Raw genomic sequence first — 25,671 nt, forward strand, 5'->3', positions numbered from 1 at the left:
GCGCGGCTCTGTCGGATTTCCGGGCACAGGAATACTATGCGCGCCATGCAAATATCCTCTGATCACCCGCTGCTGCTACGAATCGTCGACGACCTGGCCGAGCACGGCTGGTCGCAGCAGAATATTTTCCTGCCTCTGGATCTGACCCGGGCGCTGGCGGCCGAGTGTCGCAAACGTGCTGCCGAGGGTGAACTGGCTCCGGCCGCCGTCGGCCGTGGACCGTTTTCGGAGATCCGCGAAGGGATTCGTGGCGACCATATCCAGTGGATCGACCCCGGCCAGGCCGAGGCGTGCGACAGCTACCTGAGTTTGATGAACAGCCTGCGCGAGGCGATCAATCGCGGTCTGTTTCTCGGCCTGGAGGATTTCGAAAGCCATTTTGCGATGTACCCGCCCGGTGCGTTCTACCTGAAGCACGTCGACCGCTTTCGCGATGACGACCGGCGTATGGTTTCGGCGGTGGTTTACCTCAATGACGCCTGGCTTCCCGAACTCGGCGGCCAGTTGCGCATGTACCTCGACAATGATCGCGTCCACGACGTGCAACCTGTAGGCGGCTGCCTGGTGGTGTTTCTCTCCGGAGAGGTTCCCCATGAAGTCCTGCCCGCGACCCGGGATCGCCTGTCGCTGACCGGCTGGTTCCGCCGGCGCGGCAACGAGCCGTTCTGATCATGCGGAAAATTCTCGTCAGCCGCTGCCTGTTGGGCCACCGCGTCCGTTACGACGGCGGGGCCAGCGGGCCGTTCGATCAGCTTCAGCAGTGGCTTGATGAGGGGCGGGTCGTGCCGTTGTGCCCCGAGGTGGCCGGTGGATTGCCAACACCTCGGGCGGCAGCGGAAATTCCAGGCGGGCAGGGCGTGCAAGTCCTCGATGGCCAGGCGTTGGTGATCACCACCGAGGGTGAGGACGTCAGTTCGCAGTTTCTGTCGGGGGCGTATCAGGCACTGGAGCTGGTACAAAAGCACGGCATCCGCATCGCCGTCCTCAAGGCCAACAGCCCGTCCTGCGGCAATCTGCTGACCTATGACGGGACGTTCAGCGGTGTGAAGGTCAGTGGCGAGGGCGTGACGGCGGCACTGCTCAAACGCCACGGGGTGCAGGTGTTCAGTGAGCTGGAGTTGCCGCAGGCGGCGCAGGCGTTGGCAACACTCGATTAACGAGCGACACAAGACACTGTGGGAGCGAGCTTGCTCGCGATGGCGGCCTGACATCCAACATCAATGTTGACTGGACTGGCCTCATCGCGAGCAAACTCGCTCCCACAGGTTCTGCATTTACTTCAGTTCTGCAGCTTCGGCACCACACCCGCATCCGCCCCCAACCACTTCTGCTCCAGCGCTTGCAGTCGTCCGTCATCCTTGATCCGCTGCAAGGCGTTTTCCAGGCTGGCATGGAACGCCGGATTACCCTTCTGGAACGGAATCGCCAGGCTCACGGCCGGGTTGGTTTTGGGCGTCTCTTGCGTCAGCGATTGCACCAGCAAAATGGAGCGCGGCTCTTCTTTCTGCGCGATCAGTTGCGCATGGGTTTGAATGTAAGGCTCGCTGAAGTCGAAACGATCCTTGAGATCCGGGGTCACTGCTATGTGGTTGATAGCGATGTCGTATTTGCCGCTTTCGACGCCGGTCAGCAGATCGCTGCCGTCGGTGACGACAAAGTCGGCCCGGACATCGAGTTCACTTGCCAGCAGTTGGCCCAGCTCGACTTCGAAGCCGGTGAGCTTATCGTCATCCTTGAAATTGAACGGGGGAGTGTTGGCTTCAACGGCAATGCGCAATTCGCCCCGGTCGTTGACGTCATCAATCAGTTCGGCATGAGCCAAAGGGCTCAGAAGGGGTAGCAGGCAGATCAGGCCAGGCAGAAAGCGCATGGTCACTCCTTTGAATTTATTATCGCGACCCTCTGATTCAGGCTCGCTTTGCTATGGTTGTCGAGTGCCTTCGACAACGAATGGCCATGAAGTTGTCATGGTCACGCGGATTTTACGGAAAAACTGGAGAAGAGAATGAAAACCTTTATGTCACGTGCTGCTTTGGCTGGCCTGTTGATGGGTGTTTCGGTGCTGGCCAGTGCTGCAACGCCGGCTCCGAAAGGCGCCGAAGTGTCCATCGTGTCTCCCAAGGATGGCGCGACGGTTCCCCAGACGGTCGTGGTCAAGTTCGCGGTCGAGAACGTTGCCTTGGCACCGGCGGGCGATACCACCAAGAACACCGGTCACCACCACTTGCTGATCGATGTCGACGAGCTGCCCGCCGCCGGTGCGCCGATTCCCAAGGATGCCAACCACATGCATTTCGGCAACGCGCAGACCCAGGCTGAAGTAACGCTCACGCCGGGCAAGCACACCTTGCAGTTGGAACTGGGCGATAGCAACCACATGCCGTTCGATCCGCCGATCGTTTCCGAGAAGATCACCGTCAACGTCAAGTAACGTTGTTGCGTGAATGAAAAAGGGAGCCCGAAGGCTCCCTTTTTTGTCGCTCAGGTCGTGATCAGAACAACACACGACTACGGATGGTGCCTTTGACGTGTTGCAGCTTCTCTTGCGCCAGATCCGAGTACTCGGCGTCGACGTCGATTACCACGTAACCGACTTTCTCGTTGGTCTGCAGGAACTGACCGGAGATGTTGATGCCGTTTTCGGCGAAGACCTTGTTGATCTCGCTGAGCACGCCCGGGATGTTTTCGTGGATGTGCAGCAGGCGGTGCTTGCCAGGGTGAGCCGGCAGGGCCACTTCCGGGAAGTTCACGGACGATACCGAAGTACCGTTGTCGCTGTACTTGACCAGTTTTTCCGCCACTTCCAGACCGATGTTGGCCTGGGCTTCAGCGGTGGAACCGCCGATGTGCGGGGTCAGGATCACGTTGTCCAGGCCACGCAGCGGGCTTTCGAACTCTTCGTCGTTGGAGCGTGGCTCCACCGGGAATACGTCGATGGCCGCGCCGATCAGGTGCTTGTCCTTGATGGCTGCCGCCAGGTGGTCCAGTTCGACCACGGTGCCGCGGGCGGCATTGATCAGGATGCCGCCTTTCTTGATGGCGCGGATTTCCTTCTCGCCCATCATCCACTGGGTGGCGGCGGTTTCCGGAACGTGCAGCGAAACGATGTCGGACATCGCCAGCAGCTCGTGCAGGTTGCCTACCTGAGTGGCGTTACCCAATGGCAGCTTGGTGATGGTGTCGTAGAAGTACACCTGCATGCCCAAGCCTTCCGCCAGGACCGACAGTTGAGTGCCGATCGAGCCGTAGCCGACGATGCCCAGCTTCTTGCCACGGATCTCGAAGGAATTGGCCGCGCTCTTGATCCAGCCGCCACGGTGGCAGGAAGCGTTCTTCTCAGGGATGCCGCGCAGCAGCAGGATCGCTTCGGCCAGCACCAGCTCCGCTACGGAACGGGTGTTGGAGTACGGTGCGTTGAACACCGCGATGCCGCGTTCGCGGGCCGCGTCCAGGTCGACCTGGTTGGTGCCGATGCAGAAACACCCTACAGCCACGAGCTTCTTCGCGTGATCGAAGATCTCTTCGGTCAGTTGAGTGCGGGAGCGAATGCCGATGAAGTGAGCATCAGCGATCTTTTCCTTGAGCTGGGCTTCCGGCAGAGAACCCGTGAGGTACTCGATGCTGGTGTAGCCCGCCGCCTTGAGGACGTCGACAGCCGATTGGTGGACGCCTTCGAGAAGAAGGAACTTGATCTTGCTCTTATCGAGAGAAGTCTTGCTCATCTGCGTAAACCTGTGTCCCGGAGAAAAAATGGCAGGAAGTAGCCAGCAGATGCTGACCCGGACGGCAGGAAAGCCGTCACCGCAGAACAGCCCTTGGGCACTATCCTGCGGGGTCGTTATGCTAGCATATGCACCCCGCTAAACACTCATTCCTGCGACGTGAAGCGTTCTCAGGATGACCATGAATTGTTCGAGAGTTCTGTCGATGACCAATCCTGCCCTGATTGAAGAGCTGAAGACCCTGGTTGAGCCTGGCAAGGTGCTGACCGATGCCGACTCCCTGAATGCTTACGGAAAGGATTGGACCAAGCATTTCGCCCCGGCCCCGACCGCCATCGTGTTCCCCAAGACCACCGAGCAGGTCCAGGCCATTGTCCTGTGGGCGAACAAACACAAGGTGGCGCTGGTGCCGTCCGGCGGTCGTACCGGTCTTTCCGCAGCAGCGGTGGCGGCCAATGGTGAGGTCGTGGTGTCCTTTGACTACATGAACCAGATCCTCGACGTGAACCTCACTGACCGCACGGCCGTTTGCCAGCCGGGCGTGGTCACCGAGCACCTGCAGAACGTCGCCGAAGAGAAAGGCCTGTACTACCCGGTGGACTTCGCTTCGGCGGGTTCGAGCCAGATTGGCGGCAATATCGGCACCAATGCCGGCGGGATCAAGGTGATTCGCTACGGCATGACCCGTAACTGGGTCGCCGGCATGAAAGTGGTCACCGGCAAGGGTGACGTTCTGGAACTGAACCGCGACCTGATCAAGAACGCCACCGGCTACGACATGCGCCAGCTGTTCATTGGTGCCGAAGGTACCCTCGGGTTCGTGGTCGAAGCGACCATGCGCCTGGACCGCGCACCGAAAAACCTCACTGCAATGGTCCTCGGTACCGCCGATTTCGATTCGATCATGCCGGTGCTGCACGCCTTCCAGAGCAAGCTTGACCTGACCGCCTTCGAATTCTTCTCCGACAAAGCCCTGGCCAAAGTCATGGCTCGTGGCGATGTGCCGGCGCCGTTCGAATCCGATTGCCCGTTCTACGCGCTGCTGGAATTCGAAGCGACCACCGAGGAAGTGGCCAACCACGCCCTGGAAACCTTCGAGCACTGCGTCGAGCAGGGCTGGGTACTGGACGGTGTGATGAGCCAGAGCGAAACCCAGCTGCAGAACCTGTGGAAGCTGCGCGAATACATCTCCGAAACCATTTCCCACTGGACACCGTACAAAAACGACATCTCGGTCACCGTATCGAAAGTCCCGGCATTCCTGAAGGAAATCGACGCCATCGTCGGCGAACACTACCCGGATTTCGAAATCGTCTGGTTCGGCCACATCGGCGACGGCAACCTGCACTTGAACATCCTCAAGCCGGATAACCTGAGCAAGGATGAGTTCTTCGCCAAGTGCGCGACCGTCAACAAGTGGGTGTTCGAAACCGTCGAGAAGTACAACGGTTCGATCTCCGCCGAGCACGGCGTGGGCATGACCAAGCGTGACTACCTGACCTACAGCCGCTCGCCTGTCGAGATCGAATACATGAAGGCGGTCAAGGCGGTGTTCGACCCGAACGGCATCATGAACCCGGGCAAGATTTTCGCTGTTTGATTTTCGAACTTTAAGAGCCAACGAAGCAGGAGTCGGTAATGAGCTATCAGCACCAGTATGTCGACGGTACGCGCATTCACTTCCCGTTGGGGAAAGTGGTGTGCATCGGCCGTAACTACGCCGAACACGCCAAGGAACTGGACAATCCGGTGCCGACCGAGCCGCTGCTGTTCATCAAGCCGGGCAGTTGCGTGGTGCCGCTGGAAGGCGGTTTCAGCATTCCGACCGAGCGCGGTTCGGTGCATTACGAGGCGGAAATCGCGGTCTTGATCGGCAAGCCGTTGTCGACCAAGCCGAGCCGTGAAGAAGTGCTCGACGCCATCTCCGGTTTCGCTCCGGCCCTGGACCTGACCCTGCGCGACAAGCAGGCCGAGCTGAAATCCAAGGGGTTGCCCTGGGAAATCGCCAAGTCCTTCGACGGCGCGGCAGTGCTTGCTCCGTTCGTGTCCGGCAGCACCTTTGCCGACCTGACCGATATCGGCATTCGCCTGACCATCAACGGTGAAGTGCGCCAGGACGGCAACAGCAGCGCGATGCTCAACCCGATCGTGCCGATGATCCAGCACATGGCCGGCTGCTTCTCGCTGCAGGCTGGTGACGTGATCCTCACCGGCACGCCAGTGGGCGTTGGTCCGCTGAACGTCGGTGATGAGATCGTTCTGGAATTGCCCGGCGCCAGCAGTTTCACCAGCAGCGTTCGCTAGTCCAGGCACCGCCAAACCCTGTGGGAGCTGGCTTGCTCGCGAAGGGGGCGTGACAGTCGACATAAGTGTTGTCTGACACACCCTCTTCGCGAGCAAGCCCGCTCCCACATTGATTTTTCCGTGGTCTTCAAAAGGCTCACCCTGGCATTTCCCGTTTTTTTCACATCCAGTCTGGATAATTTCAGGGCTATTGGCCTCTGAGCCGGCCCCAAACTGTGCTATTACCCTAGCCTGAATTTCTGGAACGCATTCCTCGATGGCCACTCCTCCTCTTTCCACGCTTGAACCTGTTCGCCGTTCGCGCTTCGCCCTGCGCTGGCACACCTGGCTGCTGCTGGTGGTGGTTGTTGCCTACGGCGTCGCATTTGCCATGCACTGGGATTCTCGTGGCGTGCTCTGGGTGAAAGAGCAATTCAAGAGTCCGGCCGAGCGTCAGGCGAGTATCTGGCTTCCGGGCTATCGGGCGGTGATCGATGCCAAGCCGTTGCCGGGCATGGAGAAGGATGAAGCATCGGACGTGGCCTACGACCCTCAGACCAAGACCCTGTTTTCGGTCATGGGCAAGAACCCGTTCCTGGTCGAATTGAACTTGCAGGGCGATGTGCTGCGCAAAATGCCGTTGGTCGGCTGGAGCAACCCTGAGGGCATCACCGTGCTGGGCGACGGCCGGCTGGCCATTGTCGATGAGCGCGAGCATCTGATCGCTATCGTCAAGGTCGATGCCGATACCCGCGAATTGGATATGGCCGACTTCCCGAAATACGACCTCGGGCCTTCCAAAGACCAGAACAAGGCGTTCGAGGCTGTCACCTGGGACCCGAGCAATCAGCAACTGTTACTGGGCGAAGAGCGTCCGCCGGCATTGTTTGCCTGGAAAGGTGATGGCAAGGTCCTGACCGGCGACAAGCTGAAGCTGGCCAGCCATGCACTGGACATGCGCAACCTGTCTGCCCTGGCCGTCGATCCACGGACCGGCCACATGCTGGTGTTGTCCGCTGACTCGCACCTGCTGCTGGAGCTGGACAAGAAGGGTGAGCAGGTCAGTTTCATTACCCTGCTGCGTGGCTTCAACGGTCTGAAAAATACCACTCCCCGTGCCGAAGGCGTAACCATGGATGAAGCGGGCACGCTGTACATGGTGAGTGAACCGAACCTGTTTTATCGCTTCGAAAAACAGAGGTAGTGCCTCTGTGTAGGAGCTGCCGAAGGCTGCGATCTCTTGACTGATAGCTAAAGATCAAAAGATCGCAGCCTGCGGCAGCTCCTACGCTGATTGCGTATGCGTAAAAGGCTCACGGCCATTAAGCTTCAGTTCAGACGGGCGTGATATTTCATCCGCCTGTTTTGACCCGAGCCCACCCGAATGCGTCGATTTGCCCGTCCCAAATCCCTGATTCTGATTCTGTTGGTGGTCTTGCTGATCGCGTTGATAGCGATCGCCCAGTACATGCGCCTGTTCGAGCGCACCTGGTTCAATCTGCATACGCTGTGGCAGCCGGTGAGTTCCCGGTCCATGGGGCTGGACCAGTACCAGGTCGTGACCGAAGCGCAGGTGATCGATGGCCTGGCCGACAACGTTTCGGCGCTGACCTACGATCCCGTGCGCAAAAGCCTGTTCACCGTCACCAACAAACGGAGCGAGCTGGTCGAGTTGTCCCTCGACGGCAGGATCTTGCGTCGTGTGGCGCTGGTCGGTTTCGGTGATCCGGAGGCGGTGGAGTTCATCAGCGAAGACATCTACGTGGTCACTGATGAAAGCCAGCAGCGGCTGATCAAGATTCGTCTGGAGCAGGACACCACCTTCGTCGATGCGGCAGACGCCGAGCAGATGACCATTGGCGTACACATGGGCGGCAACAAGGGCTTCGAGGGCCTGGCCTACGACTCTGTGGGCAAGCGCCTGTTCGTCGCCAAGGAGCGCAACCCGATGCTGATCTACGAGGTGCACGGTTTTCCGCGCTTCAATCCTGAAGAATCCTACTCGGTGCACGTGATCAACGACCCCAAACGTGATGCCGGGATGTTCGTGCGGGATCTGTCGAGCCTGCAATACGACGAGCGCAGCGGGCATTTGCTGGCGCTGTCGGATGAGTCGCGATTGATTCTGGAGCTGGATGTGGGCGGGCGTCCGCTGAGCACAATGTCATTGAGCAAGGGGCGCCATGGCCTGCAAAAAACCGTGCCGCAAGCGGAGGGGCTCGCCGTGGACGACGACGGTGCGTTGTACCTGGTGAGTGAGCCAAACCTGTTCTACGTGTTCAAGAAACCCACGCAACTCTAACCAGCACCCCAAAACAAATGTGGGAGCGGGCTTGCTCGCAAAGGCAATCTGTCAGTTGACATCTCTATCGACTGACACGACCCCTTCGCGAGCAGGTCGGATCGCCGCACCGCCGCTCCCACAGGTATTTCGTCTGCCCGCAAACAGGTGGGCAAACTGGCTTACTCGGCGCGCAGTGTCTTCACACCTTCGCTCGTACCCAGCAACAACAGATCCGCCGGACGTGCCGCGAACAAACCGTTGGTGACCACGCCGACGATCGCATTGATCTGCGTTTCCAGTTCCACCGGATTGGTGATCTGCATGTTGAACACGTCGAGGATGATGTTGCCGTTGTCGGTCAGCACGCCTTCACGGTAAACCGGGTCGCCGCCGAGCTTCACCAGTTCGCGGGCCACGTGGCTGCGGGCCATCGGGATCACTTCCACCGGCAGCGGGAAAGAACCGAGGACCGGCACCAGTTTGCTGGCGTCGGCGATGCAGATGAAGGTCTTGGCCACGGCCGCGACAATCTTCTCGCGGGTCAGGGCCGCGCCGCCGCCCTTGATCAGGTTCAGGTGCTCGTCGCTTTCATCAGCGCCGTCGACATAGAACTCCAGGTCGCTGACGGTGTTCAGTTCGTACACCGGAATCCCGTGGCCCTTGAGGCGTGCGGCGGTGGCTTCGGAGCTGGCGACAGCGCCGTCGAATGCGCCCTTGTGCTTGGCCAGCGCGTCGATAAAGCAATTGGCGGTGGAGCCGGTGCCGACCCCGACGATGCTCTTGTCGTCGAGTTTCGGAAGGATGAAGTCGACGGCGGCCTGAGCCACTGCCTGTTTGAGTTGATCCTGGTTCATGCGGGCTCCGAGGTGCCGAGGAGGGGACGAAAGGCCGGCATTATAGGCTTCGGGGCGGGGAAGGTCATTGCCCAATTGGCAGGTCAAAAGATCGCACCTGTAGGAGCTGCCGAAGGCTGCGATCTTTTCGCTGGCTTAAAACCACCTGTTTAGTGTGGTCGCCCGCCCAAAATGCGGGTTAGACTCCTTGGTCCAGCCCAACCCGCTCAGTGATGCTTTCCGATGCTTGAACAGTACGTCAAAAAGATCCTCACCTCGCGCGTTTATGACGTTGCCGTAGAAACCCCGCTGCAGACTGCCCGCCAGCTCTCCGAGCGGCTGGGCAACAGCATTTGGCTCAAGCGCGAAGACTTGCAGCCGGTGTTCTCGTTCAAGATTCGCGGCGCCTACAACAAGTTGACCCAGTTGAGCGACGAAGAACGCGCTCGCGGCGTGGTCACCGCGTCGGCGGGCAACCATGCCCAGGGCCTGGCCCTGGCGGCGAAGGTGTTGGGCGTGAAAGCGACCATCGTCATGCCCAAGACTACCCCGGAGATCAAGGTCGAAGGCGTGCGCTCCCGTGGTGGCAAAGTGGTGCTGCACGGCGATTCGTTCCCGGAAGCCCTGGCCTACTCGCTGAAACTGGTCGACGAAAAAGGCTACGTCTACATTCACCCGTACGACGACCCCCACACCATTGCCGGGCAGGGCACCGTGGCGATGGAGATTCTGCGCCAGCATCCGCAGCCACTGGATGCGATTTTCGTCCCGGTGGGCGGCGGCGGCCTGATCGCCGGCATCGCCGCTTACGTGAAGTACCTGCGCCCCGACATCAAGGTCATCGGCGTCGAACCGGATGACTCCAATTGCCTGCAAGCCGCCATGGCGGCGGGTGAGCGTGTGGTACTGCCGACCGTAGGCCTCTTCGCCGACGGCGTGGCGGTGGCCCAGATTGGTCAGCACACCTTTGACATCTGCAAAGACCATGTCGACGAAGTGATCACCGTCAGCACCGACGAAATCTGTGCGGCGATCAAGGATATCTACGACGATACCCGCTCGATCACCGAACCTGCCGGCGCCTTGGGCGTGGCCGGGATCAAGAAGTATGTCGAGCAGCGCGGCGTCAGCGGCCAGACCTTCGTGGCCATCGACTCCGGGGCCAACGTTAACTTCGATCGCCTGCGCCATGTCGCCGAGCGTGCGGAGCTGGGTGAGGGTCGCGAAGCAATCATCGCCGTGACCATTCCCGAGAAACCGGGCAGCTTCAAGGCGTTCTGCGAGGCCATCGGCAAGCGTCAGATCACCGAATTCAACTACCGCTACAACACCGGCAGCGAAGCGCACATCTTTGTCGGCGTGCAGACCCACCCGGAAAACGACCCGCGCAGCGCGTTGATCGCCAGCCTGAGCGAGCAGGGTTTCCCGGTGCTGGACCTGACCGACAACGAACTGGCCAAGCTGCACATCCGCCACATGGTGGGTGGGCGTGCGGCGCATGTGGTCGATGAAGTGATCCTGCGTTTCGAATTCCCGGAGCGTCCGGGCGCGCTGTTCAACTTCCTCAACAAGCTCGGCGGGCGCTGGAACATCTCGATGTTCCACTACCGCAACCATGGCGCGGCCGATGGCCGTGTCGTCGCGGGCCTGCAAGTGCCTCACGACGAGCGCCACCTGGTGCCGGCGGCGCTGGAAGAAATCGGTTACCCATACTGGGACGAAAGCGACAACCCGGCCTATCAGCTGTTTCTTGGCTGAACGGCTACGCTGACGGGCAAGGCAATAAGGAAATCTGACAATGGAAACGTTAACTGCCCTGAAAGCGGCGCACATGGTGGCAACGGTTGTACTGCTGGCTTGTGCGCTGGGGCTGGGAGCCTGGGTTTTGCTTGCGCGGCGCAAGGGTGACGCGACGGCGGGTAGTCGAACCTTGCAGCGGCCAAGGGTATTTGTCTGGCTGCTGATGGGCCTGGCACTGCTGAGCATGCCGTTTACCGGCTGGTGGATGGTGCACCTGGTGGGCTGGCCGCTGGGGCAAACCTGGTTGCTGGCGTCGAGCGTGCTGTACACCGTGGCGGCGCTGGCGTGGTTTTGGCTGCTGGTGCGGCTGAACAAGCTGCGCAAGACGCCGGGTGGTGTGGGGAAATTCACCTTTGCCTTGGCGTTGTTCAGTTTTGTCTGTCTTGTGGCCATTGCCGGGTTGATGGGTGCCAAGCCTGTTTGACCCAAAAAGATCGCAGCCTTCGGCAGCTCCTACAGGTGTGTGCGCGATACCTTGTAGGAGCTGCCGAAGGCTGCGATCTTTTGATTTATCAATCGCGCAACGAAATCACCGGCCAACCCCGCTTCTCGGCCTCGGCTCGCAGATTCGGGTCCGGATCAACCGCCACCGCATGAGTCACCTGCTCCAGCAACGGAAAATCATTCATCGAGTCGCTATAGAAGTAGCTGTCTTCCAGCGTAAACCCGGTTTCCTCCAGCCAGCGATTCAAGCGCGTCACCTTGCCCTCGCGAAAGCACGGCACGTCGGTGCTGCGCCCGGTGTAGCGGCCGTCGACCATTTCGCATTCGGTGGCGATCAGGGTTTCGACACCCAGGCGCTCGGCAATCGGCCCGGTGACGAAGCGGTTGGTCGCAGTGATGATCACCAGTTTGTCGCCGGCCGCGCGGTGCTTGGCCAAAAGCTCGATGGCTTTGGGCAGCAGGATCGGTTCGATGCAGTCGCGCATGTAATCGCTGTGCCATTGAGCCAGCGTGGCCATTTCGGTGCGGCCGAGGACTTCCAGGCAGAAGTTCAGGTAAGCGGCGTTATCCAGTTTGCCGGCCAGGTAATCCTGGTAGAACGCATCGTTGCGTGCCTTGTAGGCGACGGCGTCTAGAAAGCCGCGCTCGCACAGGTAATCGCCCCAGGCGTGATCGCTGTCACCGCCCAGAAGGGTGTTGTCCAAATCGAATAAAGCCAGGCGCATTACAGTTACCCGCTGAAAAGTCAGTAAAAAGGCGACAAGAATACGGTCTTTTCACAAGAGTGCACATAAGGTAGGAACCTTCGTTGCCGCCTTCACAACCTTTGTGGAACAATGCGGCGACATGCGTTTGCGAGGTTGTTGCCGTGATCGACCCCGATGGTTTTCGCCCCAATGTCGGGATCATTCTGACGAATGACGCCGGCCAGGTGCTATGGGCTCGCCGAATCAATCAAGATGCCTGGCAGTTTCCGCAGGGGGGAATCAACCCCGAAGAGACGCCGGAAGACGCCTTGTACCGCGAGCTGAACGAAGAAGTGGGCCTTGAACGCGAAGATGTTGAAATTCTCGCCTGCACCCGGGGCTGGTTGCGCTATCGTTTGCCGCAACGTCTGGTACGTACCCATAGCCAACCGCTGTGCATCGGCCAGAAACAGAAATGGTTTCTCCTGCGCCTGATCTCCAACGAGCAGCGGGTGCGGATGGATTTGACCGGTAAACCGGAATTCGATGGCTGGCGCTGGGTCAGCTATTGGTATCCGTTGGGCCAGGTGGTGACATTCAAGCGCGAGGTGTATCGACGCGCTCTCAAAGAGCTTGCCCCGCGCCTTTTAGCGCGCGACTGACGACGGAGTTCGACCCCGAGCCATGCTCAATACGCTGCGCAAGATCGTCCAGGAAGTTAACTCCGCCAAGGATCTCAAGGCGGCGTTGGGGATTATTGTGTTGCGCGTCAAAGAGGCCATGGGCAGCCAGGTCTGCTCGGTCTACCTGCTTGATCCGGAGACCAACCGGTTCGTGCTGATGGCCACCGAGGGCTTGAACAAGCGCTCGATCGGCAAGGTCAGCATGGCGCCCAACGAAGGTCTGGTGGGTCTGGTCGGCACGCGTGAAGAACCCCTGAACCTCGAAAACGCCGCGGACCACCCGCGCTACCGCTACTTCGCCGAAACCGGTGAAGAGCGCTACGCTTCGTTCCTCGGTGCGCCGATCATTCACCACCGCCGCGTCGTCGGCGTGTTGGTCATCCAGCAAAAAGAACGTCGCCAGTTCGATGAGGGTGAAGAAGCCTTCCTCGTGACCATGAGCGCGCAGCTCGCCGGTGTTATCGCCCACGCCGAAGCCACTGGTTCGATCCGTGGCCTCGGTCGCCAGGGCAAGGGCATCCAGGAAGCCAAGTTCGTCGGCGTGCCGGGTTCGCCGGGTGCGGCAGTCGGTACGGCGGTGGTCATGTTGCCCCCGGCCGATCTGGACGTGGTGCCGGATAAGGCCATTTCTGACATCGACGCCGAGCTCAAACTGTTCAAGACCGCCATCGAAGGCGTACGCGCCGACATGCGCGCGTTGTCGGCCAAGCTCGCCACCCAGCTGCGCCCCGAAGAACGGGCCTTGTTCGACGTCTACCTGATGATGCTCGACGATGCCGCGCTGGGCAGCGAAGTCACCACCGTGATCAAGACCGGCCAGTGGGCCCAGGGCGCGTTGCGCCAGGTGGTCACCGATCACGTCAACCGCTTCGAATTGATGGACGACGCTTACCTGCGTGAGCGTGCCTCCGACGTCAAGGATCTCGGCCGTCGCTTGCTGGCTTATTTGCAGGAAGAGCGCCAGCAAACCCTGGTCTACCCCGACAACACTATTCTGGTCAGCGAAGAACTGACGCCGGCGATGCTCGGCGAGGTGCCGGAAGGCAAGCTGGCCGGCCTGGTGTCGGTGCTCGGTTCCGGTAACTCCCACGTCGCCATCCTCGCCCGCGCCATGGGCATTCCGACCGTGATGGGCCTGGTCGACCTGCCGTACTCCAAGGTCGACGGCATCCAGATGATCGTCGACGGCTACCACGGCGAGGTCTACACCAACCCGAGTGAAGTGCTGCGCAAGCAGTTCGCCGAGGTGGTCGAGGAAGAGAAACAACTGGCCCTGGGGCTGGATGCGCTGCGCGACCTGCCGTGCGTGACGGTCGATGGCCACCGCATGCCGCTGTGGGTCAACACCGGCCTGCTGGCGGATGTGGCGCGCGCGCAGAAGCGCGGTGCCGAAGGCGTGGGTCTGTACCGCACCGAAGTGCCGTTCATGATCAACCAGCGTTTCCCGAGCGAAAAGGAACAACTGGCGATCTACCGCGAACAGCTGTCCGCCTTCCACCCGCAACCGGTGACCATGCGAACCCTGGACATCGGCGGCGACAAATCGCTGTCGTACTTCCCGATCAAGGAAGACAACCCATTCCTCGGCTGGCGCGGCATTCGCGTCACCCTTGATCACCCGGAAATTTTCCTGGTGCAGACCCGCGCCATGCTCAAGGCCAGTGAAGGCCTGAACAACCTGCGCATCCTGCTGCCGATGATTTCCGGCACCCACGAGCTGGAGGAAGCCCTGCACCTGATCCACCGTGCCTGGGGTGAAGTGCGTGACGAGGGCTGCGACGTACCGATGCCGCCGATTGGCGTCATGATCGAGATTCCGGCGGCGGTGTACCAGACCAAGGAACTGGCGCGGCAAGTGGACTTCCTGTCGGTCGGCTCCAACGACCTGACCCAGTACCTGTTGGCCGTGGACCGCAACAACCCGCGGGTGGCCGACCTCTACGATTACCTGCACCCGGCGGTGCTTCAGGCGCTGCAGAATGTGGTGCGTGATGCCCACGCCGAAGGCAAGCCAGTGAGTATCTGCGGTGAAATGGCCGGTGATCCGGCGGCGGCGGTGCTGTTGATGGCGATGGGGTTCGACAGTTTGTCGATGAACGCCACCAACTTGCCGAAAGTGAAGTGGATGCTGCGCCAGATCAACCTGAGCAAGGCCAAGGAACTGCTGGCAGAGCTGATGACCATCGACAACCCGCAAGTGATTCACAGCTCGTTGCAGCTGGCGCTGAAGAACCTCGGGTTGGCGCGGATGATCAATCCGGCAGCAATCAAGCCCCTCTAAAACGCTGACGGCCCCTGTGGCGAGGGAGCTTGCTCCCGCTGGAGTGCGAAGCGCTCCTAACTCCGGCTAATGCGGTTTTTCAGAAAAACTGTGGTAGCTGGATTGCGACTGCTTCGCAGCCGAGCGGGACGGTGCGGCGATCCGACAAGCACCCTCGCCACAGGGCCACGTCAGATCAAATTTTGAGTTCCACTTCTCCAAGATGCCCACCAAACGGCCCGAAACTCCTTTCGACCATATGCAGCGCCCCATCCGCCTGCACAATCAACGCCGTACTCGCCCGCGTTCCATAGCTCTGGCTGGCAATGAACACGCTCGACAGCAACGTCTCGGTGGCCAGTCCGACACCGGTATCCGGCAACTCGGCAAACGGCGCGGTCTGTGCATCGCTCAATAACGCCAGCAGCGCCTGCGGCTGCGGATCATCCAGCACCTCGCTCAATGCAGCCTTGGCCTTGAGCAACTTCGGCCATGGCGTATCCAGCCCGGCGTTCGACACGCCGTAGACTCCCGGTTGCAGCATCACGGCTTCCGTTTCCCGGGCGTTGAAGTGCCAGAGCTCGTTCCTGTTGCCAACCAGTAGATTGAAACCGCCATATTCAAGCGAACGTCGGACAACGTCGGCCAAATAGTCATCAATCGAGCAGTCGCCATTGAGAAATCGCGCGACCAGCTCCCCACGAGACTTGCGCCCCGGTGGCCGATGGGGGTCGCGGATGTTGGTCAGCGCCGCAAAGCGTCCGTTGGCGCCGACGCCGAGCCAGGTACCACCGGCCTCGAGGTCGCGCCCCGCATGCACATGCGGCGCTTCGGTCCATGACGCCAGGGGCAGGCTGGGGCGGGCGTAGAATTCATCGCGATTGGCCGCCACGACCAGCGGCTGGGCATGACCCGGTCGCCAGGCAAAAACAATCAGGCACATCAGGCTGTCCTTGTGTGTTTTTTGCTCACTCTACGCAGACATCGCTCATCGATCCATCGCCTTGCGCAGTGGAGCTTGAGGCCATGCATCCGTTACCATGCCGCTCCGGTTTTGGGGATGCGGGCGGGACGACCATGGAATTTCTGCTCTATCTGGCGCTCGGCGCCTGTGCAGGTGTACTCGCCGGGCTGTTTGGCGTGGGTGGCGGGATTATCATAGTCCCGGTGCTGGTGTTCAGCTTCAAGGCCCAAGGGTTCGATCCGTCGATCCTCACGCACCTGGCAGTGGGTACGTCCCTGGCGACGATCATCTTTACCTCGGTAAACGCGGTACGCGAGCATCATCGCCGTGGCGCCGTGCGTTGGCCGATCTTCATGTGGATGACCGTCGGTATTCTGCTCGGAGCCGGGTTCGGCGCGCTGACGGCCGAAGCGATTTCCGGCCCCAACCTGCAGAAGCTCATTGGTGTATTCGCCCTGGTGATCGCCGCTCAGCTGGCGCTGGAGATCAAACCCAAGGCCAGCCGAACCGTGCCGGGCAAACTCGGTCTGACCGTGGCCGGCAGCGTGATTGGCTGGGCTTCGGCGATTTTCGGCATTGGCGGCGGTTCGTTGACCGTACCATTCCTGACCTGGCGCAGCGTGCCGATGCAGCAAGCGGTGGCCACTTCATCGGCCTGCGGTCTGCCGATTGCCCTGGCCAGTGCACTAAGTTTCATGATTCTGGGCTGGCACGATCCGTTGCTCCCGGCCCATAGTCTCGGTTTTATCTATTTGCCGGCGTTGCTGGGCATTGCCCTGACCAGCATGGTGTTCGCCCGCTTGGGCGCGCGATTGGCCCACAGGTTGTCGCCGAAGTTGCTGAAACGGCTGTTTGCCGCTTTGCTGTTCTGCGTCGGCCTGAACTTTCTAGTCTGAAGCATCTGCTCTGACGGGCAGCGCAATCCTGGCTTAATCCTGAGGTGGCAGCGTCGCCCGGGAATTTTTAAGATTTGAACTCTAACGAGGAGTCGCAATGCTGCCTTACCCGCAGATCGACCCGGTGGCCCTGGCCATCGGTCCGCTGAAAATCCACTGGTACGGCTTGATGTATCTGATCGGCATTGGCGGCGCCTGGCTGCTGGCGTCCCGCCGCCTGAACCGCTTCGACCCGACCTGGACCAAGGAGAAACTCTCCGACATGGTGTTCTGGATGTCGATGGGGGTGATCGTCGGCGGACGTCTGGGTTATGTGCTGTTCTACGATCTGAGCGCTTACCTGGCCAACCCGATGCTGATTTTCGAAGTGTGGAAGGGCGGCATGTCGTTCCACGGCGGTTTCATCGGCGTGATGCTGGCGGCATTGTGGTTCGGCAAGAAGAACAACAAGTCGTTCTTCCAACTGATGGATTTCGTTGCGCCGATGGTGCCGATTGGCCTGGGCGCCGGGCGTATCGGCAACTTCATCAACGCCGAGTTGTGGGGCAAGGCGACCGATGTGCCATGGGCGATGGTCTTTCCGACCGATCCGGCGCAACTGGCGCGTCATCCGTCGCAGCTGTACCAGTTCGCCCTCGAAGGCGTGGCACTGTTCCTGATTCTCTGGCTGTTCTCGCGCAAGCCACGGCCGACCATGGCGGTATCGGGGATGTTCGCGCTGTTCTATGGCATCTTCCGTTTCATCGTCGAGTTCGTCCGCGTACCGGACGCCCAGTTGGGCTATCTGGCCTGGAACTGGCTGACCATGGGCCAGGTACTGTGCGTGCCGATGATCGTCGGCGGGCTGTTCCTGATCTGGCTGGCGTATCACCGCGCCCCGGCAACTCCAGCGGCAGCCGTATAAAATTCGAACCCCGGGGCTACGGTCCCGGGTTCAAGGACACAGGTAATTCATGAAGCAATATCTCGAACTGGTCGCCCACGTCATCAAGAACGGCACCAAACAGGCCAACCGTACCGGCGTGAACACCATCAGCTTTCCCGGTGCGATGCTGCGTTATGACCTGCAGGAAGGTTTCCCGGCGATTACCACGCGCAAGATGGCGTTCAAATCGGCCATTGGCGAAATGTGCGGATTCCTGCGTGGCGTGAACAACGCTGCCGAATTCCGCGCTCTGGGCTGCAAGGTCTGGGACCAGAACGCCAACGAAAACGCCCAGTGGCTGGCCAACCCGTTCCGTCAGGGCGAAGACGACCTCGGCGAAATCTACGGCGTGCAATGGCGCAAATGGCCTGCGTACAAGCAGATCCCGGTCAGCAACCCGGCTGCCATCGAGCAGACCCTGAAGCAAGGCTATCGCCAGATTGCCGAAGGCGAAGAAGACGGCCAGGCCTATGTGGTGCTCTACAAGGCCATCGATCAGGTTCGCCAGTGCGTCGACACCATCATCAAGGACCCGGGCAGCCGCCGCATCCTGTTCCATGGCTGGAACTGCGCGCAGCTAGATGAAATGGCCTTGCCACCGTGCCACCTGCTCTACCAGTTCCACCCGAATGTCGAGACCAGGGAGATTTCCCTGACCCTCTACATCCGCTCCAACGACCTGGGCCTGGGCACGCCGTTCAACCTCACCGAAGGTGCTGCGCTGTTGAGCCTGATTGGTCGCCTGACTGGCTACACGCCGCGTTGGTTCACCTATTTCATCGGTGATGCCCACGTCTACGAAAACCACTTGGACATGCTCAACGAACAGCTCAAGCGCGAGCCGTTCCCGATGCCGAAACTAGTGATTTCCGACCGTGTGCCGGAGTTTGCCAAGACTGGCGTGTATCAGCCGGAATGGCTGGAGCTGGTGGAGCCGAGCGATTTTTCGCTGGAAGGTTATGAACACCACGCGCCGATGACCGCGCCGATGGCGGTCTGAAACACGACGCTTAACCAATGTGGGAGCGGGCTTGCTCGCGAAAGCGGTCTGCCAGTGATATTTCTATCAGCTGACACGGCCCCTTCGCGAGCAAGTCGAATCGTCGCACCGCCGCTCCCACATTTGGTTTTGTGTTGTTTTCAGTGGCCGTGACTACGGCCAACGTGGGAATGCTCCACCTCCGTCGCCGCCACCCCGCCACTCACTTCCAGCCGCTGCAAAATCCCGCATTGATCGACTCCCGGCCCTTCGCCACAGCGTTGGCGCAGGTCGAGCAGTTGTGCCTGCAAGGCCAGCAAGCCGTCGATCCGCGCCTTGACGTGGTGAATGTGCTCGTCGATCAGTGCATTCACGCTTTCACACTGATCCTGCGGACTGTCGCGAAACGCCAGCAGGCTGCGGATTTCCTCGAGCGTCATGTCGAGGGTGCGACAGTTGCGGATGAATGTCAGGCGCTCGGCGTGGGCCTGGGTATAGACGCGATAATTGCCGTCACTGCGGGCCGGTTCCGGCAGAAGGCTCTCGCGCTCGTAGTAGCGGATCGTTTCCACGGCGCAGTCCGTGAGTTTCGCCAATTCTCCAATTTTCATGACGCCAATCTCCAAAACTCCGGAATGGGTGCTTGACCCTATAGTGGCTACAGGGTCTTTACTTGGCAACAGGCACTCTTATGGACGCAACCAATGAGCGATTCCCTGCATTCCCACAAACCCGAGGCTGGACACGAGCACAGCCACAAGCTCAAACCCGTGAAAAAACATGACCACGGCGGTCATGGCGACGCCTGTTGTTCATCTAAAGCGGCAGCGCCTGCGCTGGTAAAACTGAGCGAATTGCCGACGCCCGGGGCCCGACTGAGCCGTTTTCGCATCGAGGCGATGGACTGTCCAACCGAACAGACGCTTATCCAGAATAAGCTAAGCAAACTGACCGGCGTGCACCAGTTGGAGTTCAATCTGATTAATCGGGTGCTCGGCGTGACCCACGATTTTCCTGGAGTCGAGCCGATCGTCGAGGCCATCAAGTCCTTGGGCATGCAGGCCGAACCGCTGGAACAGGGTGCTGAAGCCCCGACGCCGACGCCGGCGCCTGGGAAAAAGCCGTGGTGGCCCTTGGCGCTATCCGGTGTTGGTGCATTGCTGGCAGAAGTTATCCACTTCACCGGCTTCGCGCCGAACTGGGCGGTGGCGGTTATCGCGCTGGTCTCGATCCTCAGCGGTGGCCTTGGTACTTACAAAAAAGGCTGGATCGCCCTTAAGAACCGCAACCTGAACATCAACGCCCTGATGAGCATTGCCGTGACCGGCGCGGTGCTGATCGGCCAGTGGCCGGAAGCGGCGATGGTGATGTTCCTGTTCACCGTGGCCGAGTTGATCGAAGCCAAATCCCTCGACCGTGCGCGCAATGCCATCAGCGGTTTGATGCAAATGACCCCGGACACGGCAACGGTGTTGCAGGCTGACGGGAGCTGGCTTGAGCAGGATGTCAAAAGCATCGGGCTTGGCGCGCGGGTACGGGTGCGCCCCGGTGAGCGTATCGGCCTGGACGGTGAAGTGTTGTCCGGTCGCTCGACCATCGACCAGGCGCCAATCACCGGTGAAAGCCTGCCGGTGGAAAAAACCGTCGGCGACAAAGTGTTCGCCGGGACCATCAATCAGGCCGGTTCGCTGGAGTACGCGGTGACCGCCGTGGCGGATAACTCGACCCTGGCCCGCATCATCCACGCCGTCGAGCAGGCCCAAGGGGCGCGGGCGCCGACCCAGCGTTTCGTCGACAGCTTCTCGAAAATCTACACCCCGGCGGTGTTTGTCCTGGCCTTGGCCGTGGCGGTGATCCCGCCATTGTTCATGGGCGAGTTGTGGTTCGACTGGATCTACCGGGCGCTGGTGCTGCTGGTGGTGGCCTGCCCCTGTGCGCTGGTGATTTCCACGCCGGTGACCATCGTCAGCGGCCTCGCGGCGGCGGCGCGCAAAGGCATTCTGGTCAAGGGCGGCGTCTATCTGGAGGGCGGTTACAAGCTCGATTACCTGGCCCTGGACAAGACCGGTACCATCACTCACGGCAAACCGGTGCAGACCGACTACCTGTCGCTAGACCCGACCGCCGACGACTCGGCGCCCGCCATTGCCGCCGCGCTGGCCGGGCGCTCGGATCACCCGGTCTCCCTGGCCATCGCCAAAGCGGCTGTGGATAACCAGACCGCGATGCTGATTGTGGATAACTTCGAAGCGCTTGGCGGGCGCGGGGTGCGCGGCGAGATCAACGGCCAGCTCTACCATTTGGGCAATCATCGACTGGTGGAAGATCTGGGCCTGTGTTCGCCGGCGCTGGAGGAAAAGCTGTTTGCCCTGGAAAAACAGGGAAAATCGGTGGTGTTGCTGCTCGATTCGTCCGGCCCTTTGGCGCTGTTTGCCGTGGCGGACACGGTAAAGGAGTCAAGCCGCGAGGCTATCCGGCAGTTGCATGACCTGGGCATCAAGACCCTGATGCTCACCGGCGATAACGTCCACACCGCGCAAGCCATTGCCGTGCAAGTCGGCATCGACGAAGCCCGGGGCGACCTGTTGCCAGGCGACAAATTGCAGGCTGTCGAGGAGCTTTACGCCCAAGGGCATCGGGTCGGCATGGTCGGCGATGGCATCAACGACGCCCCGGCCCTGGCGCGTTCCGAAATCGGCTTCGCCATGGCCGCCGCGGGTACCGATACCGCAATCGAAACCGCCGATGTCGCCCTGATGGACGACGATCTGCGCAAAATCCCGGCGTTCATTCGACTGTCTCGGCAGACCTCGAGCATCCTCAAACAGAACATCGCCCTGGCTTTGGTGATCAAGGCGATCTTTCTTGGGGTAACCTTCGCCGGGGTCGCTACCATGTGGATGGCGGTGTTCGCCGACATGGGCGTGAGTCTGCTGGTTGTGTTCAACGGTTTGCGCCTGCTGCGCAAGTAAAGGATGAGGGGCGGGTGTGCTGAGTGCCGAGCTGAAGGCGTTTTACATGGTGGCCCGCCTGGGCAGCATTACCCAGGCTGCCAAAAAGCTCGGCCTGAGCCAGCCGACGGTGACGACGCAGATCCGCAACCTCGAAAGTCAGTATTCGGTCGAGCTGTTCTACCGTGGCGGCCGGCGTCTCAGCGTCAGCGAGGAGGGCGCGCGGCTGCTGCCGATGGTCAAGGTGCTGATGCAGCAGGAAGCCGACATCGAGTTTTTCCTGCGTAACTGCGGTCAGGTCCAGGGCACGTTGCGCATAGCCGCCACGGCGCCGTATTACATTCTCGACCTGGTGAAAACCTTCCGCGAACGCCTGCCGCAGGTTGAGGTTTCGGTGGAAATCGGCAACTCCCAACAGGTGCTTGAAGCGCTGGAGGATTACCGGGTCGATGTCGCGGCCTCGTCGCAGTTGCTTGACGACGCGCGACTGGTTCGCCGGGTGCTCGGTAGCGATCCGCTGGTGCTGGCGGTGCATCGCAATCATCCGCTGGCGGTTCACGATCACGTGCCGCTCGGCGCCTTGGCCGGGCACACCTTGCTGATGCGCGAACCGGGCTCGACCACCCGTCGTTTGACCGAAGAGTTGCTGCTCAGCGCTGGCGTGTGTTTCGGCCCGCTGCTGGAGATCGGCAGCCGCGAATCGATTCGCGAAGCGGTGCTGCGCAACATCGGCATCAGCATCATTGCCCGACAGGAAGTGCCCCATGATCCGCAACTGCGAGTGCTGACCATCGAGAATGCACCGCAGATACCCGAATACCTGTATTGCCTCAAGGAGCGCAAAAACGCGCGGCTGCCGGCGGCGTTTCTGGGGTTGGCGCAGGAAATGGCTCCGGCCTGAATTCTGTGGTGTCTGTACCGGCGCCATCGCGAGCAAGCTCGCTCCCACAGGGATTTTGGGTGTTCACACAATTTGTGTTTCACCTCAAACCCACTGTGGGAGCGAGCTTGCTCGCGATGAGGCCAGTTCAGGCAATACAAAATTTGAACCAAAATCCTTGAATACCACTATCGGCAGTTTTTGCCTTACTGCCACATGACGGACTCATTACAACTCTAGGATTGCCCCATCTGCTAGATGAGGTCCGTCCATGAACAACCCGATTGCAACTGCCTTGACCAACCCCGGTGCACCGATGAAAGTGCGCGGCGTACAGAAATGTTTTGGCGCTTTCACGGCGCTGGATAACGTTTCCCTCGACGTGGCGGCCGGTGAGCTGGTGTGTCTGCTCGGCCCGTCGGGTTGCGGCAAAACCACGTTGCTGCGTTGCATCGCCGGTCTGGAAAAGCAGGACAGCGGCGAGTTGTACCTCGGTGATCGCGACGTTTCACACTTGGCGCCCCAGGCGCGGGACTACGGTATTCTGTTTCAGTCCTACGCGTTGTTTCCCAATCTCACCGTCGAAGCGAACATAGCCTACGGCCTCGCCGGCAGCGGTCGCGACGAAGTGCGCCGTCGTGTCGGTCAGATGTTGGAACTGGTCGGCCTGAGTGGCAGCGAGAAAAAGTATCCCGGTCAATTGTCCGGCGGCCAGCAGCAGCGGGTTGCCCTGGCTCGCGCCCTGGCCCCGGCACCTTCGCTGTTGCTGCTGGACGAGCCGATGTCGGCCCTCGATGCCCGGGTGCGCGAGCATCTGTGTACCGAGTTGCGCCAACTGCAACGCAACCTTGGCATCACCACCCTGATGGTCACCCACAATCAGGACGAGGCCATGCTGATGGCCGACCGCATCGCCGTGATGAACAACGGCAAGGTCGAGCAGTACGCCACGCCGCAGGAAATCTACAACCGCCCGGCCACGCCGTTTGTGGCGGAGTTCGTCGGCCAGGGTAATTGGCTACCCTTCCAGCGCAGCGGCGACAGCCACGCCCAGGTCGGCGGGATGAACATGCGTCTGGCCGATGGCAGCGCCAAGACCGCGTCGGGCCGCTTGTTCTGCCGTCCGGAAGCGATCAATGTCAATCCGCTGGTGCACGAGGAAAACCTGTTCCCGGCCAAGGTTCGCGAGATCACCTTCCTCGGCAACCGCTGCCGCATGAGCTTTGAACTCGATCATTTGCCGGGCCACGCCTTGCTGGCTGAGCTGGCGCCGGAAGCCATGCCGCGCCTTGGCACCCAGCAGATCATGGTCGCCTTGCCGCCGCGCAGCCTGCAGGTGTTTGCCTGATGAGCGCGAACATCGCCCTGCCGCTGCCGCACAAGCAGGTTCGGCAAACCACCCGCGCCGAGGTTGGTGACCGGTTGTTCGTGGTCGGTGGCAAAGTCCTCATGCTGGTGTTGTTGGGCGTTGCCGTATTGATGCCGTTGCTGGCGATCTTCTGGCGCGGTTTCAGCGCCGAAGCCGGGCAGGGCGGTGGCTGGGTCGCAGCGAAAGAGCTGGTGAGCAGCGAGAACTTCCATTGGTTGCTCGGTAACAGCCTGAAGGTTTCCCTCAGCGTCGCGGCCATTGTCGTACCGCTGGCCTACCTGTTTGCCTACGCCCTGCAACGCACCTTGATTCCGGCCAAAGGCATCTGGCGCGGTATTTCGCTGTTGCCATTGATGGCGCCGTCGATGCTGCCGGGGATTGCGCTGGTTTACCTGTTCGGCAACCAGGGCATGTTGCGTGGCCTGCTTTCGGACAACATCTACGGCTTCTGGGGCATTGTGCTCGGCGAAGTCATCTACACCTTCCCACACGCCTTGATGATTCTGCTGTCGGCCCTGTCCCTGGCCGATGCGCGACTGTTCGATGCTGCCTCCAGCATGGGAGCCAGCCCGGCCAAAGCCTTCCGCAGCATCACCTGGCCGGCGACCCGACAGGCTGTGTTCGCTGCGTTCTGCCTGGTGTTCACCCTGACCATCACCGATTTCGGCGTGCCCGTGGTGGTCGGTGGCGACTATCAAGTGCTGGCGCTGGAAGCCTACAAGGCGGTGGTCGGCCAGCAACAGTTTGGTCGCGGGGCGTTGATCGGCATGGTGCTGTTGCTGCCGGCGCTCTTCAGTTTCGGGGTCGATGCCTGGTTGCGTCGGCGCCATGGCGACGCCATGAGCGGTCGCGCCCAAGTGTTCAAGCCTTTGCCGTCGAAGCTGCGCGACAGCTGCTACCTGGTCATCGTCCTGCTGATCTGCGCCGCGTTGCTGCTGGTGTTCGGCATGGCGGTGTTCTCGTCCTTGGTGAAGTTCTGGCCGTACAACCTGTCGCTGTCGCTCAACCACTATCAGTTCAACGAAACCGCCGGCGGTGGCTGGCTGGCCTACGGCAACAGCCTGAAGATGGCCCTGGGCACGGCGTTGATCGGCAGTCTGCTGATTTTCACCGGCGCCTACCTGATGGAAAAAACCAAGGGCCAGCGCGGCCTGAACCTGAGCTTGCGCATGCTCAGTTTCGTCCCGATGGCGGTACCGGGACTGGTGCTTGGGCTGGGTTACGTCTTCTTCTTCAATCTCACCGGCAACCCGCTGCATGTGCTGTACGGGACCATGACCCTGCTGATCGTCTGCACCATTGCTCACTATTTGACCACCGCACAAATGACCGCCACCACCGCGCTGCGTCAGCTCGACGCCGAGTTCGAAGCCGCCGCGCTGTCGCTCAAGGCGCCGCTGTATCGCCATTACCTGCGGGTCACCGTGCCTATCTGCCTGCCGGCACTACTGGACATCGTGCGCTACCTGTTCGTCTCGGCCATGACCACCGTTTCGGCGGCGATCTTCCTCTACAGCCCCGACACCATCCTCGCGGCGGTGGCGGTACTGAACATGGACGACGCCGGCAACGTCGGCGGTGCGGCAGCGATGTCGACGCTGATCCTGATTACCTCGGCGGGCGTGTCTCTGCTGCTGGCCTGGGCCTCGCGCGGTTTGCTGCGCCGCTCCCAAGCCTGGCGGCAGACCGCGCCCGGTCATTGAATCTGCACA

The 25,671-nt window shown here is 60.7% G+C and carries 24 protein-coding genes; 18 read left to right on the plus strand and 6 right to left on the minus strand.

The window, feature by feature from the left end; genetic code table 11:
* Window positions 1-36 precede the first annotated feature (36 nt).
* Together ASD95_RS01825 and ASD95_RS01830 are read left to right on the plus strand one after the other, a co-directional pair.
* Window positions 37-669, plus strand: coding sequence for a 2OG-Fe(II) oxygenase (locus tag ASD95_RS01825; RefSeq protein WP_056726433.1), 633 nt, complete (start codon window positions 37-39; stop codon window positions 667-669).
* A gap of 2 nt (window positions 670-671) precedes the next feature.
* A complete protein-coding gene (locus ASD95_RS01830; RefSeq protein ID WP_056726434.1) occupies window positions 672-1,157 on the plus strand; it encodes a DUF523 domain-containing protein in 486 nt (161 codons plus the stop codon).
* A gap of 122 nt (window positions 1,158-1,279) precedes the next feature.
* On the opposite strand, the gene ASD95_RS01835 is transcribed toward ASD95_RS01830, so the two are convergent.
* Window positions 1,280-1,870 (minus strand): transporter substrate-binding domain-containing protein, encoded by a 591-nt coding sequence (locus ASD95_RS01835; protein WP_056726435.1) that lies wholly within the window; start codon window positions 1,868-1,870, stop codon window positions 1,280-1,282.
* Between the two features lie 135 nt (window positions 1,871-2,005).
* Between ASD95_RS01835 and ASD95_RS01840 the strand changes: the two genes are divergently transcribed.
* Entirely contained in the window at window positions 2,006-2,431 is a 426-nt protein-coding gene (locus ASD95_RS01840) for a DUF4399 domain-containing protein (protein ID WP_056726436.1), read from the plus strand.
* A gap of 61 nt (window positions 2,432-2,492) precedes the next feature.
* Here ASD95_RS01840 and serA read toward each other — a convergent pair whose 3' ends face one another.
* A complete protein-coding gene (gene serA, locus ASD95_RS01845) occupies window positions 2,493-3,722 on the minus strand; it encodes a phosphoglycerate dehydrogenase (RefSeq protein ID WP_007976393.1) in 1,230 nt (409 codons plus the stop codon).
* 205 nt (window positions 3,723-3,927) lie between these two features.
* On the opposite strand from serA, the gene ASD95_RS01850 reads away from it, so the two are divergent.
* The 4 genes from ASD95_RS01850 (at window position 3,928) to ASD95_RS01865 (ending at window position 8,307) form a co-directional block, all read left to right on the plus strand.
* Window positions 3,928-5,322: an FAD-binding oxidoreductase gene (locus tag ASD95_RS01850; RefSeq protein ID WP_033052123.1), complete on the plus strand. Its 1,395-nt coding sequence runs from the start codon at window positions 3,928-3,930 to the stop codon at window positions 5,320-5,322.
* A gap of 38 nt (window positions 5,323-5,360) precedes the next feature.
* Complete coding sequence (locus tag ASD95_RS01855) at window positions 5,361-6,026, plus strand: fumarylacetoacetate hydrolase family protein (protein ID WP_056726437.1); 666 nt, start codon at window positions 5,361-5,363, stop codon at window positions 6,024-6,026.
* Window positions 6,027-6,282: 256 nt separating this feature from the next.
* Complete coding sequence (locus ASD95_RS01860; RefSeq protein ID WP_056726438.1) at window positions 6,283-7,209, plus strand: SdiA-regulated domain-containing protein; 927 nt, start codon at window positions 6,283-6,285, stop codon at window positions 7,207-7,209.
* Between the two features lie 180 nt (window positions 7,210-7,389).
* The gene (locus tag ASD95_RS01865; RefSeq protein ID WP_056726439.1) at window positions 7,390-8,307 is read left to right on the plus strand and encodes an SdiA-regulated domain-containing protein; all 918 of its coding nucleotides are present in this window, start codon (window positions 7,390-7,392) and stop codon (window positions 8,305-8,307) included.
* A 161-nt stretch (window positions 8,308-8,468) separates the two neighbouring features.
* Here the strand turns inward: ASD95_RS01865 and rpiA are convergent, their stop codons facing one another.
* Window positions 8,469-9,143 (minus strand): ribose-5-phosphate isomerase RpiA, encoded by a 675-nt coding sequence (gene rpiA / locus ASD95_RS01870; RefSeq protein WP_056726440.1) that lies wholly within the window; start codon window positions 9,141-9,143, stop codon window positions 8,469-8,471.
* A 222-nt stretch (window positions 9,144-9,365) separates the two neighbouring features.
* Between rpiA and ilvA the strand changes: the two genes are divergently transcribed.
* Together ilvA and ASD95_RS01880 are read left to right on the plus strand one after the other, a co-directional pair.
* Entirely contained in the window at window positions 9,366-10,880 is a 1,515-nt protein-coding gene (gene ilvA, locus ASD95_RS01875) for a threonine ammonia-lyase, biosynthetic (RefSeq protein WP_008048261.1), read from the plus strand.
* 40 nt (window positions 10,881-10,920) lie between these two features.
* On the plus strand, window positions 10,921-11,346 hold the full coding sequence (locus tag ASD95_RS01880; protein WP_056726441.1) for a DUF2269 domain-containing protein: 426 nt from the start codon (window positions 10,921-10,923) through the stop codon (window positions 11,344-11,346).
* 88 nt (window positions 11,347-11,434) lie between these two features.
* Here ASD95_RS01880 and ASD95_RS01885 read toward each other — a convergent pair whose 3' ends face one another.
* The gene (locus tag ASD95_RS01885; protein ID WP_056726442.1) at window positions 11,435-12,091 is read right to left on the minus strand and encodes an HAD family hydrolase; all 657 of its coding nucleotides are present in this window, start codon (window positions 12,089-12,091) and stop codon (window positions 11,435-11,437) included.
* Between the two features lie 143 nt (window positions 12,092-12,234).
* Here ASD95_RS01885 and ASD95_RS01890 point away from each other — a divergent pair, with 143 nt between their 5' ends.
* Window positions 12,235-12,714, plus strand: coding sequence for an RNA pyrophosphohydrolase (locus tag ASD95_RS01890; RefSeq protein WP_003229203.1), 480 nt, complete (start codon window positions 12,235-12,237; stop codon window positions 12,712-12,714).
* A gap of 22 nt (window positions 12,715-12,736) precedes the next feature.
* The gene (ptsP, locus tag ASD95_RS01895) at window positions 12,737-15,016 is read left to right on the plus strand and encodes a phosphoenolpyruvate--protein phosphotransferase (RefSeq protein WP_056726443.1); all 2,280 of its coding nucleotides are present in this window, start codon (window positions 12,737-12,739) and stop codon (window positions 15,014-15,016) included.
* Between the two features lie 175 nt (window positions 15,017-15,191).
* Here ptsP and ASD95_RS01900 read toward each other — a convergent pair whose 3' ends face one another.
* Window positions 15,192-15,938 (minus strand): NRDE family protein, encoded by a 747-nt coding sequence (locus ASD95_RS01900; RefSeq protein WP_056726444.1) that lies wholly within the window; start codon window positions 15,936-15,938, stop codon window positions 15,192-15,194.
* A 134-nt stretch (window positions 15,939-16,072) separates the two neighbouring features.
* On the opposite strand from ASD95_RS01900, the gene ASD95_RS01905 reads away from it, so the two are divergent.
* From ASD95_RS01905 to ASD95_RS01915, 3 genes are all read left to right on the plus strand, one after another.
* Window positions 16,073-16,855: a sulfite exporter TauE/SafE family protein gene (locus ASD95_RS01905; protein ID WP_056726445.1), complete on the plus strand. Its 783-nt coding sequence runs from the start codon at window positions 16,073-16,075 to the stop codon at window positions 16,853-16,855.
* A gap of 97 nt (window positions 16,856-16,952) precedes the next feature.
* Window positions 16,953-17,759, plus strand: a complete 807-nt coding sequence (gene lgt, locus ASD95_RS01910) for a prolipoprotein diacylglyceryl transferase (protein WP_056726446.1) — start codon at window positions 16,953-16,955, stop codon at window positions 17,757-17,759.
* A gap of 49 nt (window positions 17,760-17,808) precedes the next feature.
* Window positions 17,809-18,780 (plus strand): thymidylate synthase, encoded by a 972-nt coding sequence (locus ASD95_RS01915; RefSeq protein WP_056726447.1) that lies wholly within the window; start codon window positions 17,809-17,811, stop codon window positions 18,778-18,780.
* 140 nt (window positions 18,781-18,920) lie between these two features.
* On the opposite strand, the gene cadR is transcribed toward ASD95_RS01915, so the two are convergent.
* On the minus strand, window positions 18,921-19,370 hold the full coding sequence (gene cadR, locus ASD95_RS01920; RefSeq protein ID WP_056726448.1) for a Cd(II)/Pb(II)-responsive transcriptional regulator: 450 nt from the start codon (window positions 19,368-19,370) through the stop codon (window positions 18,921-18,923).
* 93 nt (window positions 19,371-19,463) lie between these two features.
* On the opposite strand from cadR, the gene ASD95_RS01925 reads away from it, so the two are divergent.
* The 4 genes from ASD95_RS01925 (at window position 19,464) to ASD95_RS01940 (ending at window position 25,662) form a co-directional block, all read left to right on the plus strand.
* On the plus strand, window positions 19,464-21,731 hold the full coding sequence (locus tag ASD95_RS01925; protein WP_056726449.1) for a heavy metal translocating P-type ATPase: 2,268 nt from the start codon (window positions 19,464-19,466) through the stop codon (window positions 21,729-21,731).
* Between the two features lie 16 nt (window positions 21,732-21,747).
* The gene (locus ASD95_RS01930; protein WP_056726450.1) at window positions 21,748-22,611 is read left to right on the plus strand and encodes a LysR family transcriptional regulator; all 864 of its coding nucleotides are present in this window, start codon (window positions 21,748-21,750) and stop codon (window positions 22,609-22,611) included.
* A 250-nt stretch (window positions 22,612-22,861) separates the two neighbouring features.
* On the plus strand, window positions 22,862-23,938 hold the full coding sequence (locus ASD95_RS01935) for a putative 2-aminoethylphosphonate ABC transporter ATP-binding protein (protein ID WP_056726451.1): 1,077 nt from the start codon (window positions 22,862-22,864) through the stop codon (window positions 23,936-23,938).
* Window positions 23,938-25,662, plus strand: coding sequence for a putative 2-aminoethylphosphonate ABC transporter permease subunit (locus ASD95_RS01940; RefSeq protein ID WP_056726452.1), 1,725 nt, complete (start codon window positions 23,938-23,940; stop codon window positions 25,660-25,662). The genes ASD95_RS01935 and ASD95_RS01940 overlap by 1 nt, the downstream gene beginning before the upstream one ends.
* Window positions 25,663-25,671: the final 9 nt, after the last annotated feature.

It is taken from the genome of Pseudomonas sp. Root71 (assembly GCF_001429045.1).
GTDB lineage: Bacteria > Pseudomonadota > Gammaproteobacteria > Pseudomonadales > Pseudomonadaceae > Aquipseudomonas > Aquipseudomonas monachiensis.

Coding starts and splice junctions, on each gene's coding strand:
- ASD95_RS01915 (WP_056726447.1), top strand. CDS start 17,809: ATGAAGCAATATCTCGAACTGGTCGCCCACGTCATCAAGAACGGCACC.
- ASD95_RS01940 (WP_056726452.1), top strand. CDS start 23,938: ATGAGCGCGAACATCGCCCTGCCGCTGCCGCACAAGCAGGTTCGGCAA.
- ASD95_RS01865 (WP_056726439.1), top strand. CDS start 7,390: ATGCGTCGATTTGCCCGTCCCAAATCCCTGATTCTGATTCTGTTGGTG.
- ASD95_RS01830 (WP_056726434.1), top strand. CDS start 672: ATGCGGAAAATTCTCGTCAGCCGCTGCCTGTTGGGCCACCGCGTCCGT.
- ilvA (WP_008048261.1), top strand. CDS start 9,366: ATGCTTGAACAGTACGTCAAAAAGATCCTCACCTCGCGCGTTTATGAC.
- ASD95_RS01840 (WP_056726436.1), top strand. CDS start 2,006: ATGAAAACCTTTATGTCACGTGCTGCTTTGGCTGGCCTGTTGATGGGT.
- ASD95_RS01885 (WP_056726442.1), bottom strand. CDS start 12,091: ATGCGCCTGGCTTTATTCGATTTGGACAACACCCTTCTGGGCGGTGAC.
- ASD95_RS01905 (WP_056726445.1), top strand. CDS start 16,073: ATGGAATTTCTGCTCTATCTGGCGCTCGGCGCCTGTGCAGGTGTACTC.
- ASD95_RS01880 (WP_056726441.1), top strand. CDS start 10,921: ATGGAAACGTTAACTGCCCTGAAAGCGGCGCACATGGTGGCAACGGTT.
- ASD95_RS01850 (WP_033052123.1), top strand. CDS start 3,928: ATGACCAATCCTGCCCTGATTGAAGAGCTGAAGACCCTGGTTGAGCCT.
- ASD95_RS01935 (WP_056726451.1), top strand. CDS start 22,862: ATGAACAACCCGATTGCAACTGCCTTGACCAACCCCGGTGCACCGATG.
- ASD95_RS01855 (WP_056726437.1), top strand. CDS start 5,361: ATGAGCTATCAGCACCAGTATGTCGACGGTACGCGCATTCACTTCCCG.
- ASD95_RS01825 (WP_056726433.1), top strand. CDS start 37: ATGCGCGCCATGCAAATATCCTCTGATCACCCGCTGCTGCTACGAATC.
- ptsP (WP_056726443.1), top strand. CDS start 12,737: ATGCTCAATACGCTGCGCAAGATCGTCCAGGAAGTTAACTCCGCCAAG.
- cadR (WP_056726448.1), bottom strand. CDS start 19,370: ATGAAAATTGGAGAATTGGCGAAACTCACGGACTGCGCCGTGGAAACG.
- rpiA (WP_056726440.1), bottom strand. CDS start 9,143: ATGAACCAGGATCAACTCAAACAGGCAGTGGCTCAGGCCGCCGTCGAC.
- serA (WP_007976393.1), bottom strand. CDS start 3,722: ATGAGCAAGACTTCTCTCGATAAGAGCAAGATCAAGTTCCTTCTTCTC.
- ASD95_RS01860 (WP_056726438.1), top strand. CDS start 6,283: ATGGCCACTCCTCCTCTTTCCACGCTTGAACCTGTTCGCCGTTCGCGC.
- ASD95_RS01900 (WP_056726444.1), bottom strand. CDS start 15,938: ATGTGCCTGATTGTTTTTGCCTGGCGACCGGGTCATGCCCAGCCGCTG.
- ASD95_RS01925 (WP_056726449.1), top strand. CDS start 19,464: ATGAGCGATTCCCTGCATTCCCACAAACCCGAGGCTGGACACGAGCAC.
- ASD95_RS01835 (WP_056726435.1), bottom strand. CDS start 1,870: ATGCGCTTTCTGCCTGGCCTGATCTGCCTGCTACCCCTTCTGAGCCCT.
- lgt (WP_056726446.1), top strand. CDS start 16,953: ATGCTGCCTTACCCGCAGATCGACCCGGTGGCCCTGGCCATCGGTCCG.